Below are 18,054 nucleotides of genomic sequence, written 5' to 3'. Positions count from 1 at the left end.
GAGCGGCCGGGACCCCCGGAGGAAGGAGGAGTCCCGGCCGGTGGCCTGGATCAGAACGGGTAACCGGGGATCTCACCACGGACCGTGACCCACTGCTGCTCTGTGAAGGCCTCAAGATTGGCCGTCGCGCCTCCGTGACGGGAGCCGTTACCCGACTCTCCGACCCCGCCGAAGGGCACGGTGGCCTCGTCGTTGACGGTCTGGTCATTGATGTGGACCAGTCCTGTGGGGATGCGGTCGGCCAGTGCCAGCCCCTTGACCGGGTTGCCTGTCAGGATGCCGAGGGAGAGTCCGTACTCGCTGTCGGTGGCGAGCTGAACGGCCTCGTCCAGATCTTGGAAGGCGACGACCGGAGCGACGGGGCCGAAGATCTCCTCGGTGTACGCACGCGCCGTCAGCGGTACGTCGGCAAGGACGGTGGGGCGGTAGATCAGCCCCTCGTACGTACCGCCCGCGGCCAGTCGCGCTCCGGCCGCCAGGCTGTCGGTGACCACGGAGTGGGCGGCTTGCAGTTGCCTCTCGTCGATCATGGGGCCGACGGCGACCGCGTTCGTCGCCGGGTCGCCGGCGGGCGCCGCGGCAGCGCGCTCGGCGAGGCGAGCGGTGTACTCGTCGACGATGGACGCGTGCACCAGGTGTCGGCTGGAGGCCATGCAGATCTGCCCGGCGTGGTGGAACGAGCCGAACGCGCCGGCCGACACCGCCTTGTCCAGGTCGGCGTCCTCCAGCACGATCAGCGCCGAGTTGCCGCCCAGTTCCAGGTGCACCCGCTTCAGGCGCTGTGCCGCGGCAGCGGCGATGGCCTTGCCTGCCCGGGTCGACCCGGTGAACGCGATGACCGGTACCCGGGGATCGTCGACCAGTGCCGCGCCGACGTCGGCGCCGCCCGGCAGCACGTGCAGCACGCCTTCGGGAAGACCTGCCTCCTCGAAGACCCGGGCGATCGTGACACCTCCGCAGACCGCCGTGCGCGGATCGGGCTTGAGGACGACGGCGTTGCCCAGCGCCAGAGCTGGTGCCACGGCGCGCATGGCCAGCACCATCGGTGCGTTGAACGGCGAGATCACGCCTACGACGCCCACGGGCCTGCGTCGCGAGAAGGAGAGCCGGTCTTCGATCGAACGAAGCACCTCGCCGAAGGGAGCCCCCGACAGGGCTGCGGCCTCGAAGCACTCCTCGGAGGCGCCGTTCGACGTCTGGAACTCCGCGAACGGGCGCAAGGCTCCCGACTCCCGCACGATCCAGTCGGCGATTTCGGCCTGGTGCTCTTCGAACAGGGATCCGGCGCGCCGGAGCACCTTGGCGCGCTCGCTGTACGGAAGTGCCGCCCATGAGCGCTGGGCCCGCGTGGCCTGTGCCACAGCTCGGTCGAGGTCGGCAGGCGTGGCGCTTCCCACCCGACCCAGCACCTTGCCGGTGGCCGGCTCGATCGAGTCGTAGGGCTCACCGGAGCCTTCGACCCACCCACCGGAAAAGATCTGCCCCTGCCAGTTGTGATCTTCGAGAAACGCCATGATGCTCCATCCATAGACTGAACTGCACCGTGCAGTTTAGTTCTTGTCTCGCGACTTGCGCCAGGCTCGGGTCGGCCATAGCTAAGTCCTGTTTCGTCGGACTCGATACTTGTCAAACAGGACACTCGCTCGGATTCGGGGTTGTCAAGAGGGAGCGAAGGCGCTTAATGTCTCGTTAGGCGATACGGCAGTCCTGAATAAGGAGGCAATGTGGGTATCACCGGTCTGGGACACACCGGCTTCTGGGTCGAAGACCTGGAGAAGATGCGTGACTTCTACGAGCGGATCATGGGATTGGTCGTCACCGACGAGGACGACAAGCTGGGAATCGTCTTCTACTCGGCTCGTCCCGACGAAGAGCACCACGAGTTCGTGCTCCAACGGGGGCGGACGGCACCGGCTGGAGCCAAGCTCACCCACCAGGTGTCGTGGCGGGTCGACTCGCTGGAGACGATCATCGACTTCCACCGGCGTTTCCGCGCCGAAGGCATCGAGGTTCAGCAGGAAGTGACCCACGGCAACGCGATCGGGATCTACTTCTTCGATCCGGAGGGAAACCGCAACGAGGTCTACCTGAGGATCGAACGCGACGTCCGCCAGCCCTTCCGGAAGACGCTCGACCTCGATCAGGCCCCCGAACAGATCCTCGCTCAGGCAGAGCGGCTGCTGGCCGAAGGCGGCCCGGTGTACCAGCCCGTGCAGTAGTCCTGCCACCCCATGCCCAGCTCACCACTGCCGAAAGGGTGATCCATGGCTACACCACCCCCGGTGCCCTTCGGCGATGAGCCTCAGGTACTCGTCGTCGGCGCGGGGCCGGTCGGGCTGACAGCGGCCAACCTTCTGGGCGCGCTCGGCGTCCGGGTCCTGCTCGTCGAGCAGCACACGAACACCAGCGACGACGCCAAGGCGATCAGTCTGGACGACGAGTCGTTGCGCACGCTGCAACTGGCCGGCCTGGACCAGGTCGTCTACCCGATCATCGTGCCCGGAACGGGCACCAGGTACTACGGAGTCGGCGGACGGCCGCTCGTCCACGCCCGCGGCACTGGGGAGCGTCGGTTCGGGCATCCGTTCAAGAACCCCTTCGCCCAGCCCGATCTCGAGCGTGTCCTGCGCTCCGCTCTCGACCGGTTCCCGCACGTGGACGTGAGTTTCGGGACTCGCCTCGTGGAACTGCGCCAGTTTCCCGGCCGAGTGTTGGCGACCCTGGCGTCCGATGACGAAGTGACACAGCGGATCGAGGCCGCCTACGTCCTGGGATGCGACGGCGGCCGCAGTACCGTACGGGATCAACTGTCCATTCCTATGCGCGGACGCAGCTTCCCGGACGACGTCTGGCTTGTCGTCGACACGGTCGAGGATCCGCACGACGAGCGTTACGGCATGCACATCGGGGACCCCGACCGGCCCCTCGTCATCGTGCCCGGGCGGGAAGGAAGGTGTCGCTACGAGTTCCGGCTGCGGCCCGATGAATGCGCTCCCGGCGACGTGGTGTCCTTCGGCTTGGTACGGGATCTGCTGCGCCCGTACCGAGACATCGCACCGCGTCAGGTGGAGCGCTCGGTCGCCTACACCTTCCACGCCCTGCTCGCGGACCGACTGCGCGACGATCGCTGTTTCCTGCTCGGCGACGCCGCGCACATGATGCCGCCATTCGCTGGCCAGGGACTCAACTCCGGTGTCAGGGACGCCGCCAACCTCTGTTGGAAGGTGGCCGAAGTGCTCGCCGGACGGGCTGCGGATGCGCTGCTCGACACCTATGACACCGAGCGTCGTCCGCACGCGCAGGCGATGATCGAACTGTCTGTGCGGCTGGGCCGTGTGGTGATGACGACCGACCGCGGACGGGCGCTGAGAAGAGACCTGTGGGTTCGCGCGGCGATGCTGAGCCGACATGGGCGCCGGTACCTCACAGAGATGAGGTACCGGCCTGACACGCGAGTGCGGGCTGGAGCAGTCGCACTCACTGACGGCCCCGGACGGTCACTGACCGGCACGTTGCTGCACCAGCCCGTCGTGCTGCACGGCCCCGCGTACACGACCACTCGTCTCGACGATGTTCTCGGCTCCGGCTGGAGCCTGCTGGGCATCGGCCTGTCCGACGACGACTGGCAGGCGGTGGCGGTATCGGGTCTGCCCGAAGCACGGCGTGTGGACGTGGTCCTCGGCGACCGCGCACCGCGTAGGCGAAACGGACGGGCCGCGGTGGCCGATGCGGACGGCACGGTCGAGGCGTACCTCGCGCCGCTCCGGGGGCGTCTGCTGCTGGTCCGTCCTGACCGGCTGATAGCAGCTGTCTTCACCCCGAGCCGGGTCGGTGACGTGACTCGGGCATTCGGTCGGTTCCTGCCCGCGGACTGTCACCGTGCGCCTTCTCCGACGGAAAGCAAGGAATCGGGGTCAGACGGTTCGGTGACTGTCACCGGTTCGGCGTCGGCCGACACATCCACACCGGAACACGACACACAAGGAGCCCACAAGTGAGACTGAGCACGATCCGAAGTGTGGCCGACGAAGGCACCGTCGCCGTGCGCCACGAAGGCGACGAGTTGGTGGTACTGCCCCACGCGGACGTCGCGGCCCTGCTGGCTTCGGGCGAGGACTGGGCGCGGCGTGCGGCCAAGACCGACGGCCGTCGCATCGCGGCGGACAAGGCGTGGTACGCCCCCGTGGTGCCCCACCCCAACAAGATCGTCTGCCTCGGCCTGAACTACGCCACGCACATCAAGGAGATGGGCCGCCAGACGCCCGCCCACCCCACGCTGTTCGCCAAGTACGACGGAGCGCTCGTCGGCGCCTACGACGACATTCACATGCCGCCGGTGAGCAATGACCTCGACTGGGAGGCCGAATTGTGCGCCGTGATCGGTCGGCGCACCCGGCATGTCGGAGCGAAGGACGCCCTGAAGGCCGTGGCCGGATACACGATCCTCAACGACGTGACCGTACGGGACTGGCAGCACCGCACACGGGAGTTCCTCTCGGGCAAGACCTTCGAGGCAACGACCCCGGTGGGGCCCGCTCTGGTGACGTCGGACGAGCTTCCGCCCGGAGCGTCGGGGCTGAACATCGGATGCAGTGTCGACGGTCATGCCATGCAGGAGTCGAACACCGCCGACCTGCTCTTCGACGTTGCGCACATCGTGTCCTACGTCAGCACGATCATCACTTTGCTTCCGGGTGACCTGATCGCCACCGGCACTCCGGGCGGCGTCGGGGCGGGGCGGGACCCGAAGGTCTTCCTGCGCCCAGGACAGAGACTGGTCACGTATGTCGAGGGGATAGGTGAGACGAGCAACCGCGTGGTCAGGGACGATCCCGCATGACCTGGGTCAAGGACCCTGTCGGTCCGTACATCGTCCGTTAGGGTGTCCCGCATGTCAGGAACAGCGTCCAATGGTCGTACCTACCGTGAGCGCAACACGACCGCCGACAGGGCGCTCGACATCCTCACCATGTTCGACGAGACCGAGTTGGTCGTTTCCGCGACGGCGGTCGCCGGCCGGTTGGGGGTCGCGCGGTCGACCGCCTACCGTTACCTGCAGTCCCTCGTGTCGAGCCGCTTCCTGGAAGAGGCGCCTGGAGGGGGCTTCCGGCTCGGTCTTCGGGTGATGGAGATCGCCCGGCTGGCCCGGCACAGCTACGGGCTGCCCGAACTCGCTCTGCCGGCCATGGTGTCGCTCTCGGAGCGGACCGCGGAGACCGTACTCCTGACCCGCCGAGTGGGCGACCTGGTGGTGTGTGTCGAAACGGCCGAACCCGGACGACGCCCCGTCCGTATCTCGTACGAACGGGGCAGCGCGCTGCCGATCAACGCCGGTGCCTCTGCGCATGTGCTCCTCGCCTGGAGTTCTCCGGACGAGACACGCGGCATGCTGCAGGCCGCGACGCTTCGTCGGTTCACGCCCTCGACGCTTGTCGATGTCGACGAACTGATGGAGCGGCTGAAGGGGATCCGACAAGCCGGGTACGCGATCTCCCGCGCCGAGCTCGATCCCGACATCGTCGGTATCGCCGCGCCGATCCAGGACGACACCGGACAGGTCGTGGCGGCCGTGAGCGTGGCCGCTTTGGCCTCGCGGGTCACGCGCGAGGCGGAAGCCGACATCGTGGGCCACGTGCTCACCGCGGCGCGGGAAATCGCCGACCGTATGGCCGCGGTCGCCGGATGACCGGTGCGAGGTCTGGTTCGGTCACAGTTCCCGCAGGAGTCTCTCGATGCGCGTCGACACCGCCTCGGCCGCCCCTCTGGCATAGCGGGAATTCATCGCCGCGTAGGTGATGCGGTCGTAGGCGGTCGCGTCGGCCATGTACTTCGCGGCACCGTTGACCATGGTGATCACGCATGTCGCCGCGAATGTCGAGACCGCTTTCAGCGCGAGACTTGTGCGGACGGTCAGTTCGGCCTGGACCCCCACGAACGCGGTGGCGCCGACACGGACCAGAACGACCGGGGCGTGAGAGGTGCCGGCCGGGCGAAATTCGTAGCTGTGGCAGGGACGGAGTGATTCCAGGCCGGCCGGCGCCACTTGCGCGGGGACTTCCACCTCGTCGACCTTCACCTTCAGCGGTACGGTCAAAGGCCCGGTCACTGTTCGCTCGGTGACCCGGGCGACCTCGTCGGCCAACCTCTCTCCCAGCAACTCCACCAGGAAGTGGCCCTGTTCCCCGAGGTCGGTGTGAACGAGCCTACTGTCCGCGGTGGTTGAGCTGCGGACGGCGGTCATGAACGGAGCCTGGTCTCCAGCCGCGCCGACGAGGAACAGCACCACGGTGCCGTGGGCGGCGTACCGCTGTTCCAGCAGTCGTACGGTGGCTCCCGCGAGGTCCGCCGTCACCTGCCGGTCTCCGCGTCGGGTGCGCGATCCGTTCATGACGGACGACTGGACGGCATAGTTGACCAGGAGGGCCAGCGGCTGTTCGTCAGGGCCGTCGACGCGTAGCACTCCCACGCTGTCGTCGACCGGCCCGCCGTCGTCGGCCCCCAGCCACCATCCGTGCGGTGTGGGTACGTCTCGCTGGACGTTGGCGCGGCAGTGGCCCGTAGCGAAGCCGGTCCTTGCCGGGCGCAGTCGATTCACGGCCCGGGCTGCGGCTTCGGCCAGCGCGTCATCGAAGGCCGCCGCCAGCGCGGAGTTCTTGTCCCGCTCGGCTTCAGGCACCACCGACTCGGGCCGGATGTGTGGTGCCGAGAACGTATGACTGGCGATGATCAGTGCGTGGGCCGGGTCGACCTCGGTGACGTCACGCAGGATGCTTTGGGCGCGAGCGAGTTGGTCGTCGAGGATCGAGGTCTGGTCGAGCACTGCCACGGCCAGTCTCGTCACGGCGTCGTCAAGGACGAGCACGCGGACGTGGAGGGAGTCGTGGATGCCGGTGAACCCGTCCACGGGGAACAGAGAAGCCGGCAGCAGGACTTCGGCCCGGCCGGCTCCCGCGCGCAAGGGGCCGAAGGACACGGTGGTGCCCTCGCCCGAGTACGACAGGCCGGAATCGCGGCTGGTCATGAGGCCTGCTTGCCGAGACTTGCGACATCGGGAAACGGCGGGGCCTGGTCGGGCTGCAGATCGACTTCGAAGCTGTTGAGCAGCAGGGCAAGCGTAGTAAAGGTGCCCACGGATATCACGAGGTCCACCAGCGCGGTCTCTCCGAGCCGATCGACTGCGGCCGCGTACGTGTCGTCATCCACAGAGTGGTCCGAGAGCAACTGCGTGATGAAGAGGTGAACGGTCGACTCGTCGTCGCGCGTGAAGGCGGGATCTTCGCGTCGAGCCAGCCGTCCCAGTGCTGCCGGGTCGAGTCCGGCAGCGACTGCCTTGCCGATGTGCGCGTTCCACGAGTGCTGTGCGTCGAAGGCGCGGGCGGTGACGAGCAGGGCGAGTTCCCGCAGGCGAGCGGGCAGCGCGGAGTCTCCAGAGCAGCGGGCGGCGAGTTCCTCCAGGGGTGTGCCGAGATGGGGGCTGCGCAGCAGTACCGCGAACGGGCCGTGCACTCCTCCGCGTCGGGCGACGAGATCGTCCTGGAAGGCGTTCTGCGGCTTGGTCAAGTGGGGCAGCGGCGTGAGGCGCACGGATCCTCCTGGTGTTCGTGATCGGCTGAGGGTGCCGCGGGGGTGGGGTGGTGTCCTCCCGAGCGGATGGACACCACCGCACGACGGATGCGGATCAGTGAAGGTGAGCCAGTACCTCCTCCGTGGTGCCGGTCTCGCTCATGCGTGGGAAGACGAACGCGACGCTGTTGTCGTGGGCGTCGGGCACAACGTCGGTGATGGCGTCGACGGGGACGATCACGTGGTAGCCGTGATCGTGAGCGGCTCGCGCAGTCGACTCCACGCCGCTGCTCGTGCTGATGCCCGCCACGACGACCTGGGTGACCTGGTGCCGACGCAGTTCGCTGTCCAGCGCTGTGCCGTGGAAGGCGTTCCAACGCTGCTTGGTGACCAGGATGTCGTCGGGCTGGTGGTCGAGCTCGGGCACCAGCTCGGTCCAGCCGGGCTGGGGATCGCCACCAGCGAAGCCCTTTTCGACACGTCCCGGTGCTCCGCCGGTGACGTTGACCAGGACGACGGGCAGGTCAGCGGCGCGGAAGGCGTTGGCGAGGCGTGCGCAGCGGGCGACGACCTCGGCGGTGGTGTGCGGGCCGGCAGTGAGGTCGACGACGCTCCTTTGCAGGTCGATGAGGACGAGTGCGGTACGCGGGTCAAGTTGGGTGACAGGCATGGCCGGCCTTCTCTTTCTGGGAACGGGTGATGGAGGTGTCGCGTTCTGGGACCGGTCGGGCCATGTCAGCCGGTGGTCGACCCCTCGGTGAGCCCGGACAGGACGCGACGCTGGAGGATCGCGTAGACCAACAGCAACGGCAGGCTGGTGAGGACCACATGCGCGAAGACCAGGTTCCAACGCATGCCGTGCACCGAGGAGTTCGCGAACTGATACAGGGTCAGTGGCAGGGTGTTCTCACTTGCGTCCCGCAGCAGGAAGAGCGCGAAGTAGAAGTCGTTCCAGACGCCGATCACGAGCATGACCGCGCCCGTTGCCAGAACCGGGGTCAGCATCGGCATGATCATCCAGCGGTACGTCTGCCACTTGGAGGCGCCGTCGAGTTCGGCGGCCTCTTCGAAGTTTGTCGGCAACGTCCGCACGAACCCGGTGGCCAGGAAGACCACGATCCCGAGCCGAGTACCGGCGATCGTCAGCATGTAGCCCAACTGTGATCCGTTGAGGCCTAGTTGGGTCAGTACGTAGACGGTCGGGATGATGGCGGGTGGCAGGACGATGGACAGAGCCGTGCCGTAGTACGCGATCCGCAGGGATACGGATGTGCTTCTCGCGTAGACCCAGGCGGCCATCGAGCCGAACAGCAGCACGGCGAGGATGGTCGGAACCGCCACCAAGAGGCTGTTGCGCAGTCCCGTGAAGTAGGAACCCTGATGGATGACGGCCGCATAGTTGGCACCCGCGTTCCAGTGGTGAGGCCAGCTCAGGGACAGAGTGCTCGACTCGGCGTCGGTCTTGAAGGAGTTGACGAGCAGCATCCAGAACGGGACGAGAATCCAGGGGACGGCGAAGAGTGTCAGGAGGAGGTAGCGGACCCCACCGCGGGTGCGGGTGCGGGTCCTGGCTCGGCGTAGGGCGGTCGTGGTGCTCACATCTGTACCTCCCGTCGGCGCAGCCATCCGATCAGCGGCACGGCCGTCAGGATGACCATGAGGGTGATCACCAGGCCCAGGGCGCTCGCGGAGCCGAAGTAGCCCTGGGCGTACTGGTTGTAGACGGCGACATTGAGCACGGACGTCGCGTCGCCCGGGCCTCCGTTGGTGGTCGAGAACACGACGTCCAGCGCGCTGAAGGCACCCACCAGAGTGAGAACGACGTTGAATGTGAAGGCCGGCGCGAGCAGTCGGAAGCGGATCGACCAGAACCGGCGCCAGGGTCCGGCCCCGTCGATCGTCGCCGCCTCGATCACTTGGCGCGGAACGCGGTTCAGCCCGGCGATGTACACGAGGGTGACCAGGCCGCTCCACTTCCAGGCGTCGATCGACGCCACCGTCAGTAGGGCCGAGGTGCTGTGACCGAGCCAGGAGTAGTGCACCTGTCCTGGCAGCAGAGCTGACAGGAAGCTGTTGAACGGGCCGGAAGGGTCCAGCACCGCGGCCCAGATGTATCCCGCCGCGAGCGGTGAGACGAGTACAGGGATGAAGAAGAGCGAACGGAACAAGGTGTTGACCCGGTTAGTGTCCGCAAGCGCGACCGCCAGGGTGAGACTGATGATGTTCTGCACGACCATGGAGGTGATCGCGTAGATCACCGTGACCTTGATGGCGTGGGTCAGGATGCCGAGGTCGTTCAACAGCTTGAAGTTGTCCAGTCCGGACCAGGTGATGGTGTCGCTGAACCCGGTCCAGCGTGTGAAGGCGAACACGACACTGGCCAGGAAAGGCACGACGAAGAAGACGGCCACCAGGAGGATCGAGGGGCCCGCGAAGAGCGCCTGGTGGAGGCGGGATCCACGCCGCCGCCGTGAACTGGTGCCTGGGATCGGGACCTCGGAGGAGGACACGCTGTCCCTGACGGGTTCGGTTTGTTCGGGCGGGGGCGCGGTGGCGCTGAGCGAGATCATCGGTCGCGGATCCTCTCGGCTCACTGGCCCGAGGCCGCGGAGGCCTGAAGGAAGTACTTCTGCATCTTGTCGGCGACGTCCTGGGGACTCTGCTGGCCGGCCAGGAGCTTGTCGGCTTCGGTGCCGAAGGTGCCGAAGCCGGGGATGACCGAGTTGATGGTCAAAGTGGCGCCGCCCTGATAGGCGTCGTAGGCCGTTGACAACAGTTCCTGTACGTCGGGTGCGGCGGTGCCGGACAGCGTCGGCGGAGCCTTTGACTCCTTGACGTAGTCGGCGTATCCGGCACCGGTGATCCATTGGATGAAGTCGACCGCGGCGCGTTCCTTCTTGGAGTCACCGGTCTTGGGCACGTAGTAGGTGCCGAGAGGGGTGGGCGCGTAGTTGGCCGTGGAGTCGGTGGCGGACAGCCCGACGAAACCGATCGTGTCGTCGACCTTCTTGGTGTCGCCGTTCGCGAAGCCGTTCAGCATTCCGATGCTGTCCGTGCTGCTGGCCACCATTGCGGCCTTGCCGTTGAGGACGGCCTTGAGGGAATTCTCCCAACTCGCCGTGGCCGCGTCGGAGTTGAAGCAGTGAGAGGTGCGCAGCGAGTCGTATGCCTTCAGGGCCGCGACGAACGGCCCCTTGGGGTCGTTCAACTTGGCCTTCTTGTCGACGATCGACTGGCTGTAGGCGTTGTCCTTGTTGTACTGGCCCATGTAGTCGAACCCACTGAGGACTGCGGGTGACCAGCCGGATCCTCCAGATTCGTAGATCGGGGTGACAGCGGACGCCTTGGACTTCAGGGTCGAGCACATGCCGACGAGGTCGGCGTACGACGTGGGCGGTTTGAGGCCCGCGTCGGCCAGCACCTTCTTGTTGTAGAAGACGCCGTACACCGACGGAGTACCGAGGGTCGCGGCATAGGTCTTGCCGTTGAGACTGCCCGAGGTCTTGGCCAGTGTGCCCTCCTTCTTGACGAAGGGCAGACTGCTCAGGTCGATCATGTTCTTCGAACCGTTGAGCGAGAGCAGGTCCATCTTGTTGCCGTGCCATTCGAGGATGTCCGGCCGTGCCCCCGTGGCCCACTTCGACTGGACGGTCATGGGGAAGGTGGCGGGCGGGATGTCCACGAACGAGATCTTGTTTCCCGAGGCCTTCTCATAGGCCTTGTACAGGTTCGTGAGGGCGGTGGAATCCGCGGTGTTGTGCCACATGGTCAGGGTCACGCCCGTGGGCGCCGGTCCCGTGGTGTCCGCCGCCTGGGACGAATCGCTGCCGCTGCCGGTTCCGCAGCCGGACAGGGCGAGGCCCAGGGCCAAGACCGTGACCACCGCGTACCTGTTGCGAGTGAGGGTTCTCATTCCCAGCTCCTTTCATGTGTTTGGGCGTGCAGTGTTCAGTTCGAACGCATCGAGGTGGACTGCCAGTTGGTGATGCGCCAAGCTCCGTCGTCTTCCAGCGTCCAGACGATCGAGAAGCGATTCGCGAGTCTCATGAGGTCCGCGTCGACCTGTACCTGGACCGAGGCGACACCGTTGTGCACCAGCACGTCGCCGTAGCGACGCGCGGTCTCGTCGGAGGCCTCGAACTCGATGTGCCTGAGAGCGCCGGCCCGGGCCGAGCCGACCAGGCTCTGCTTGGAATCGACCTCGGCGTTGGCATGGATCCACACGAAGTCGTGGGTGAGCAGTCCGTCGAGTGCGTCGGCGTCGCCTTGCACGATCGCTGTGCGCAGAGCCCGGGACAGTTCTCCGACGATGGCGCTCAATTCGGTCATGGCTTGCCTTTCGATGCGACGGGAGTTGCGGGGGAGGAGGCGGTGATGGCATCCAGTTCGGAGAGGTCCTGGGACGTCGGCCGCCACCGGGCGGCCGCCGCGTTGCGGGCCACCTGCTCGGCGGAGGTCGCACCGCTGATCACACTGGCCACGAAAGGCTTCGCCGCCAGGCCCCCGATCGCGATGTCGAGCAAGGTGAGACCTCGGTCGAGGGCGAACTGGTCCAACCGCTCCAGGACGTCGAACGTCTCGTCGGTAAGCGTGGATTCGAGCCCCCACTGCTGGATGCGACTGCCATCGGGTACGCCCGCGCCACGCCGGTACTTGCCGGTCAGGAGGCCGCCGGCCAAAGGGAAGTAGGGGAGCAGTCCGATCCGGTAGTGCTCCAGGGCGGGGACGATGTCCGCATCGGCATCACGGTTGAGCCAGCTGTACTCGTTCTGGGCGCTGACGAAGCGCTCCAGGCCACGGGCACGTGCGGTCCACTCGGCGTCGGCGAGTTGCCACCCGGCCAGGTTGGACGAGCCCAGGTAACGGATCTTGCCGTCCCGGACGAGATCGGTGAGCGCGCCGAGTGTCTCCTCGATCGGTGTGGCCGGGTCCGGCCGATGCAACTGGTAGAGGTCGATCCAGTCGGTACGCAACCTCCGCAGGGAGTTCTCGACGGCTCGGGTGATGTAGCGACGGCTGCCGCGCACACCCCAGTCCTCACCGTTGGACAGACCATGGCGCCGTACGTCCTCACCGAACTTCGTGGCGATGACCACGTCGTCGCGGTGTCCGTGCAGGAGCTGTCCGAGTCGCTCCTCGGAGACGCCGTAGGAATCGGCGGAGTCGAAGAAGGTGATGCCCGCGTCCAGTGCCGCGTGTACGACTGTCCGGCAGCCGTCGAGGTCGAGCCCGAAGCCGAGACTGCTCGTACCCAGCCCCACCGCGGATACCATCAGGCCTGAGTCACCGAGTCGGCGGAAGTCCATCCGACCTCACCTCCTCGCCCGGTGATGCGTCGCGCCATGCGGTGCCCGGACGTTCGTCGCCGTCAGGGTCGGGTCGTGGAATCCTGCCGACGGACGCGTACCAGCCGCCTACCGCTGTGCCTAGGCAGAGGGCGGTGGCGTTCAGCGCGAGCGCGCCGTGCAGGCCGAGCGTCGCTCCGAGGAAGCCGATCGTCACGCCGCTGCCCGCCCGTAGCCCACCGAAGGACATGCCGTACAAGCCCATGATCCGACCGCGGTCCTGTGCCGGTGCCTGTAGTTGGACAACCGTCTGAGTGATCGACATGGAGGCCAGGCCCGCGATGCCGCCCACGAGCAGGGTCAGCAGGGCGACCGTGTAGCTGTGGGTGACCGCGAACAACAGGGTGGACCCGCCATACAGGGCGGTGGCGCAGACGGCCGCCGAGACGTTGGGCCTGACCCGGCCGCTGAGTTCCAGCAGGACGCCGCCGATCACGCCGCCCGCCCCGTTGGCGGTGAGCAGCACTGTGTACGCGCCCGTGCTGCCGCCCGCGAGATCCTGGGCGAAGGCCGGCATCGAGGACTGGACGGACGAGCCGACGAAGAGGGAGCCGAGACCAGCGAGGATGATCATGCCGACCAGGATGTGATCGGACCGCACCGCACCGAGGGCACGCAACGAGTCGCTCCTCTGCCGGGGCGCTCGAGGGGCGCCTTGGTCCCGGTTGTGACCAGTGGACCGGGTGCGGAAGCAGAACAGTGTGAGCGGCAGGTAGAACCCGATGTTGGCGAAAATGCCGCCCGTTGCTCCGAGGCCCAGCAACAGGGCCGCGCCGACGACCGGGCCGAGCAACACACCAAGGCTGCGGAAGGTCGCGTTCAGGCGGACGGCGCTGGGCAGTTCGTTCCGTCCGACCAGGTCGTGGAGCAGCAGCTGTTCAGCAGGGCCCCATAGCGCTCCGGCACAGCCGTGCAGCACCAGAAGTACGCACGCTTCCCAGACGTTGAGTGTTCCGGTGAGGAAAAGCACCCCCCACCCCACGGAGACAGCCATGAACAATGCCTGCGCGGCTTGGATGACCCGGCGGCAGTCGTAGCGGTCGGCGAGTGAGCCAAAAGGGACCGACAACAGCAGGAAAGGCACCCAGTGGCTGATGACCTGGAAGCCCACGAGGACAGGGGAGTGGAAGGTCTGCCACAGCACCCAGTACGTGATGACATGCTCGATGTTGTCGCCCATCATGGCGACCGCGGCCCCGAGGAGATATGCGCGGCAGTCCTTGTCGACGAGCGCCGCGAATCTCCGTGGCGCGCCGGTCTTCGAGCCTGGCGGTTCGCCGGCCTCGTGGCCGGCGGGTCCGCAGTCGGTGCACATGAACACCCCTGTCGGTGTAGGGAGGTTGAGCCGGTCCGCGCCGGACAGGAACAAACTGGTAGGGCCCGCGTCGGCCAAGCGGCTTACCACGGCTGCTGACGGTCGAAATACCGTCGGATGAAGTCGGCCTTCGCCGGCTCCGCGATGTCCAGGCGACCCCACCGGGCGCCGATCTCATGGATCACCGGAGCGTCGGCCGCGGCCGGGTTCCAGCGCGGGAGGCCGGAGCCGTTGGGGTCGCCGGTGGCGGCGAAGTTCACGACGTACGAGGACAGGACCTCGTTGATACGGACGTCCTCGGTGTTGTAGGGCAGGCCCGCGGCACCCAAGGTGCCGAAGACGTAGGGGATCTCGGAGCCATGGTGAGCACCCCGCTCCGCACCGGCCTCGCCCGGTGGCACGTGCGTCCAGAAGTAGGTGTAGGCAGGGCTCTTGGCCGTGCTGCCCCAGGCGAGAGCCCACAAGTGGTGCGACACGCGGAGGGTGTCCCGTACAAAGGCGTTGGCCTGCTCGCCGGCCTCAAGGTCGGTTGTGGCCGGGTACAGCCGCAGGTACTCCCCGGCCAGATCACCGAACTTCTGCTGTGCCGCCTGCTCGTAGCGGGCCACCGTGGTGTCGGGGGAGAGACGGACGCCGCTCTCGTCCTTGTTCCCGCCGATCAGCATCGGGACATCGGCCTGCGCGCCCTCGGTGAGCGTCTGCCAGTAGGTGCGTGGCAGTACGTGGCCGTCGACGACGGGCCGGAAGAGCGGTGGCGGATGGCCGGCGCGGATACGCGGATCGTTCCCCGAGCTGCCTTCGATGAGCGTGCGGAGCGGAAGTGCCCGAAGCTGCGCCGGCGTTTCGGCCCCGCGCGCCTTCGCGAAGGCGCGACCGTCCGACTCGGCGTGTTCCAGGGTCCGGTGGGAGGGGGCCAGCGTGCTGATGGAGGGATCCTTCGGGTACAGCGCGGCGCTCTCAGCGATCGCGCCGTGGAACAGGCCACGAGCGAGCGGGGAGTACACCAGGTCGAGTACACAGGCGGCGCCGGAGGACTGGCCCGCGATCGTCACCCGGGTGGGATCGCCGCCGAACGCTCCGATGGTGTCGCGCACCCAGTGCAGAGCCGTGATGATGTCGAGCAGGCCGATGTTGCCGGACGCGCGATGCGGAGACTCCGCGCTCAACTCGGGTGTGGCCAGGAACCCCAGCACGCCGGTGCGGTAGTTGAGTGTCACCACGACCAACCCCTTGGCGGCCAGTCGTGATCCGTCGTAGACCGGCTCCGAGCCTGCCCCGAAGAGGAAGCGTCCGCCGTGGATCCACACCAGGACGGCCCGCCTGTCGTCCGGGGAGGCGTCGGCAGGGGTCCAGACGTTCAGATTGAGGCAGTCCTCGCTCTGTGGGAGCGCGGTGTCGGCGTCCTGCGGCGCAATGTCGCCGAACGTGTCTGCGACGCGTACGCCCTCCCACGGTTGAGGTGGGAGCGCTGGACGGAAACGATGTGCCCCTGCTGTCGGGGCCCCGTACGGGATCCCTCGGAACACTTCAACGCCCGGCAATGTGGCTGGGACGCCGGACAACGGGCCTGATTTGGTGAGTACGACCCTACGTGCGCTGCTCATGGATGTGTCTCCTGAAAGGCGGAGGGGACGGACAGCGGCACGGAACGCAGCAGCGCTCGCGCGCGGTTGTGGGCTGGAGCGAGGGCGCGGAGAGCGCCATGCGGCGCTCGCTTCGCCTGGGGGATTCGGCAGCGGCAGGTCACATGGTTCGGTCGGGTCCGAAGATGCGATCTACCGCCACCGCGACGTAAACCGCTCGCGTTGTCGTCCGAGGAGTGGAGGATGCCGGACACCGTGGCTCCCCTTCCGCGTCGGCCAGAATGGGATAGGCAGGACAGGGCTCAGTGGCCTCACGCACCCTCTGCACACGCTGTGACCCGGCTTCGGGGAACTTCTGGCACGAAGTTCGCGGTGGGGAGGAAACGTCTGGCCTCCGCGTCGACTCAGTGCTTGTCGGGCGGCGTGACGCGTGCGGCAAAGAGGCCTTACAGAATGGTTACTGAACAGTCCTCGTCAGTGACGGAACGACTGGATCAGCCTTCACTCGCTGCGTCCGGTTGCTGGTACTCCCGCACCAGGGCCCTGTAAGTCAGAGCCGGAGACGACCACAGCGCCGAAGGAGGAACCGGCGGAACCCGTCCAGCGCACGGCGTACGCGGCGTCACGGCGGCGTACGGAGACGTCACGCGTCCGGCGACCCGGGGCGGCCGTTCCCAGAACGGCTGCGGTCGACAGCATTGGCTTCACGGCACCTCCCCGGTGTTCCTGAGTCTCGGGCTGCGGGTTCAGGGGCTTAACGGTGACGAAATCCGAGGGACATGTCCAGAGTTCGTGCAGAACATAGGCGCACGCGTGAGCAACCTTAGGATTCACGCAAGGTCCGCCGTGCAAGCTGGTGGGGTCCCGCTGGTCGACAGCGAGGAGGCCGGACGAGTCGCGCTGGAGTGTCCCGCTACCGCTGGTTGTTCGGCAACGGGCTGGAGTGGAAGGCGATCAACCGTGGTTCGCCGGCCCGCTCTCCCCAGACCGCGGTGCATCGGTTGACGGATGTCACCTCCTCGCCCCCGATGAGCAGGTGGGCCGCGAAGCGGTACACCACGACGGCTGTGCCGTCGTGCAGTGCCACGGACTGTTCGTCGACGGCTCCGTCGACATAGCGGAACACTCCGCGCCCCACTTTGTCGGTATAGGAGTCGCCTGTGTCGGTACTGCCATTGCTGTGCACGTAGCTGCAGTCCGGACTTATGAGCCCGCGCAGAACCTCGTCGTCTCCGGCCAACATGGCCTGTATCCGCCGTACTTCGAGCACGCGGACCGCTTTCAGGGACATGGCCATACGCAACCTCTCCTTCGAAGTTTCTTCGCCGCGCGGCCCGACCTGTAGCGGGCGGCTCCTGACCCGGAGCAGCAGGTGAATGACGTCGCGGCAGACGCGCAGCGTAGCCCGATCGGTGCACCTCCCGTATCCGGAGGGAATCTGGGCGACGGGCGGCCTGCGGAGGCTGGCCGGTCGGGACCCAGGAAGGAACGGGCCTACCTCTTTACGAATAACTGCACTGGACCGTACAGTGCAGACTGTGGGGCGGTCGCACTGCGGGTGCGTCACCTTCGACTGGCCTTGCCTGTTCGGTCACGTGGACGCCTGAGGTCGAGCTGGCCGGTCGAGACGATCGGGCGCCGCGCCGCGCCGAGTCGCGGCTGATCCCGGCCACCAATACTGGAGTGAGTGATTTTATGGACGATTTCATCGTTGCGGCTGGAGTCGCGACTATCACCGACCCGGCCTTCTTCTCGAATTGGCTGGACCGCCCGGATTACTTCGAGGCGCTCGCGGCGTCACCCGATCCGGCAGTCACTGCGAAGAAGAGGCTGGTCATCGACTTCGAAGCCGAGCTGGCTCGTCTCGTCGTGTCGGGCAGGATCGACAAGGAAATCGATGCCGTGCTCGAACGCTTCATAGCTGACGACTACATCCAGCACGATCCCAATTTCCCGGGTAATGGCCGGGCCGCGCTGGCCGCCTCCTTCCGCGCGATGCCGACGCCGCCGGTCGCCGACGTACCTGCTCCGCCGGTCGGTGTAATGGTCGAAGAAGACCTGGTCTGTCTCCTCATGCAGAAGCCGATGCCTGATCCGGCCGACCCCAGCTCGACGTACGACTGGTTCATCCCGACGGTATTCCGCGTCCGGGACGGAAAGCTCACCGAGCACTGGGGAGCTTTCAAGAAGGGTGCGCCGTAAAGGTTGCCCGTCCGAGCCCCTGCGCGGTATTCCACTAAACATCGAG

Annotated in this window: 17 protein-coding genes; 5 read left to right on the top strand and 12 right to left on the bottom strand. The window is 66.8% G+C overall.

The annotated features are described in order from the left end of the window. Positions 1 to 50: 50 nt before the first annotated feature. Positions 51 to 1,514, bottom strand: coding sequence for an aldehyde dehydrogenase family protein (locus ACQHII_RS09100; RefSeq protein WP_427918790.1), 1,464 nt, complete (start codon positions 1,512 to 1,514; stop codon positions 51 to 53). Positions 1,515 to 1,724: 210 nt separating this feature from the next. Between ACQHII_RS09100 and ACQHII_RS09095 the strand changes: the two genes are divergently transcribed. From ACQHII_RS09095 to ACQHII_RS09080, 4 genes are read left to right on the top strand one after another with little or no spacing between them, the layout of a single operon-like run. Beyond that, positions 1,725 to 2,219 (top strand): VOC family protein, encoded by a 495-nt coding sequence (locus ACQHII_RS09095; RefSeq protein ID WP_427918789.1) that lies wholly within the window; start codon positions 1,725 to 1,727, stop codon positions 2,217 to 2,219. Between the two features lie 45 nt (positions 2,220 to 2,264). Continuing rightward, positions 2,265 to 3,998: a bifunctional 3-(3-hydroxy-phenyl)propionate/3-hydroxycinnamic acid hydroxylase gene (locus ACQHII_RS09090; RefSeq protein WP_427918788.1), complete on the top strand. Its 1,734-nt coding sequence runs from the start codon at positions 2,265 to 2,267 to the stop codon at positions 3,996 to 3,998. Continuing rightward, positions 3,995 to 4,840, top strand: a complete 846-nt coding sequence (locus ACQHII_RS09085; RefSeq protein ID WP_427918787.1) for a fumarylacetoacetate hydrolase family protein — start codon at positions 3,995 to 3,997, stop codon at positions 4,838 to 4,840. Before ACQHII_RS09090 ends, ACQHII_RS09085 begins: the two co-directional genes overlap by 4 nt. 51 nt (positions 4,841 to 4,891) lie before the next feature. Then, a complete protein-coding gene (locus tag ACQHII_RS09080) occupies positions 4,892 to 5,686 on the top strand; it encodes an IclR family transcriptional regulator (protein WP_427918786.1) in 795 nt (264 codons plus the stop codon). A 21-nt stretch (positions 5,687 to 5,707) separates the two neighbouring features. Here the strand turns inward: ACQHII_RS09080 and ACQHII_RS09075 are convergent, their stop codons facing one another. From ACQHII_RS09075 to ACQHII_RS09025, 11 genes are all read right to left on the bottom strand, one after another. Next, a complete protein-coding gene (locus ACQHII_RS09075; protein WP_427918785.1) occupies positions 5,708 to 7,021 on the bottom strand; it encodes a hypothetical protein in 1,314 nt (437 codons plus the stop codon). Continuing rightward, positions 7,018 to 7,584, bottom strand: a complete 567-nt coding sequence (locus ACQHII_RS09070) for a carboxymuconolactone decarboxylase family protein (RefSeq protein ID WP_427918784.1) — start codon at positions 7,582 to 7,584, stop codon at positions 7,018 to 7,020. Before ACQHII_RS09070 ends, ACQHII_RS09075 begins: the two co-directional genes overlap by 4 nt. Before the next feature lie 94 nt (positions 7,585 to 7,678). After that, positions 7,679 to 8,233, bottom strand: a complete 555-nt coding sequence (locus tag ACQHII_RS09065) for an isochorismatase family protein (RefSeq protein WP_427918783.1) — start codon at positions 8,231 to 8,233, stop codon at positions 7,679 to 7,681. Between the two features lie 65 nt (positions 8,234 to 8,298). Next, on the bottom strand, positions 8,299 to 9,162 hold the full coding sequence (locus ACQHII_RS09060; protein ID WP_427918782.1) for a carbohydrate ABC transporter permease: 864 nt from the start codon (positions 9,160 to 9,162) through the stop codon (positions 8,299 to 8,301). Then, positions 9,159 to 10,133 carry a carbohydrate ABC transporter permease gene (locus ACQHII_RS09055; protein ID WP_427918781.1) on the bottom strand — a complete coding sequence of 325 codons (975 nt, stop codon included), beginning with the start codon at positions 10,131 to 10,133 and terminating at the stop codon, positions 9,159 to 9,161. The genes ACQHII_RS09060 and ACQHII_RS09055 overlap by 4 nt, the downstream gene beginning before the upstream one ends. A 20-nt stretch (positions 10,134 to 10,153) precedes the next feature. Then, the gene (locus ACQHII_RS09050; RefSeq protein ID WP_427918780.1) at positions 10,154 to 11,476 is read right to left on the bottom strand and encodes an ABC transporter substrate-binding protein; all 1,323 of its coding nucleotides are present in this window, start codon (positions 11,474 to 11,476) and stop codon (positions 10,154 to 10,156) included. A gap of 35 nt (positions 11,477 to 11,511) precedes the next feature. Continuing rightward, positions 11,512 to 11,892: a nuclear transport factor 2 family protein gene (locus tag ACQHII_RS09045; RefSeq protein WP_427918779.1), complete on the bottom strand. Its 381-nt coding sequence runs from the start codon at positions 11,890 to 11,892 to the stop codon at positions 11,512 to 11,514. After that, on the bottom strand, positions 11,889 to 12,824 hold the full coding sequence (locus ACQHII_RS09040) for an aldo/keto reductase (protein WP_427918778.1): 936 nt from the start codon (positions 12,822 to 12,824) through the stop codon (positions 11,889 to 11,891). The genes ACQHII_RS09045 and ACQHII_RS09040 overlap by 4 nt, the downstream gene beginning before the upstream one ends. A gap of 22 nt (positions 12,825 to 12,846) precedes the next feature. After that, complete coding sequence (locus ACQHII_RS09035) at positions 12,847 to 14,223, bottom strand: MFS transporter (RefSeq protein WP_427918777.1); 1,377 nt, start codon at positions 14,221 to 14,223, stop codon at positions 12,847 to 12,849. 83 nt (positions 14,224 to 14,306) lie between these two features. Continuing rightward, a complete protein-coding gene (locus ACQHII_RS09030; RefSeq protein ID WP_427918776.1) occupies positions 14,307 to 15,827 on the bottom strand; it encodes a carboxylesterase/lipase family protein in 1,521 nt (506 codons plus the stop codon). Between the two features lie 892 nt (positions 15,828 to 16,719). After that, entirely contained in the window at positions 16,720 to 17,103 is a 384-nt protein-coding gene (locus ACQHII_RS09025; protein ID WP_427918775.1) for a nuclear transport factor 2 family protein, read from the bottom strand. A 398-nt stretch (positions 17,104 to 17,501) separates the two neighbouring features. Between ACQHII_RS09025 and ACQHII_RS09020 the strand changes: the two genes are divergently transcribed. Next, positions 17,502 to 18,008 (top strand): nuclear transport factor 2 family protein, encoded by a 507-nt coding sequence (locus ACQHII_RS09020; RefSeq protein ID WP_427918774.1) that lies wholly within the window; start codon positions 17,502 to 17,504, stop codon positions 18,006 to 18,008. Positions 18,009 to 18,054: the final 46 nt, after the last annotated feature.

This window comes from Streptomyces sp. cg40, assembly GCF_050320165.1.
Classification (GTDB): Bacteria; Actinomycetota; Actinomycetes; order Streptomycetales; family Streptomycetaceae; genus Streptomyces; species Streptomyces hokutonensis.
This window is presented reverse-complemented; position numbering and strand designations above follow the sequence as displayed.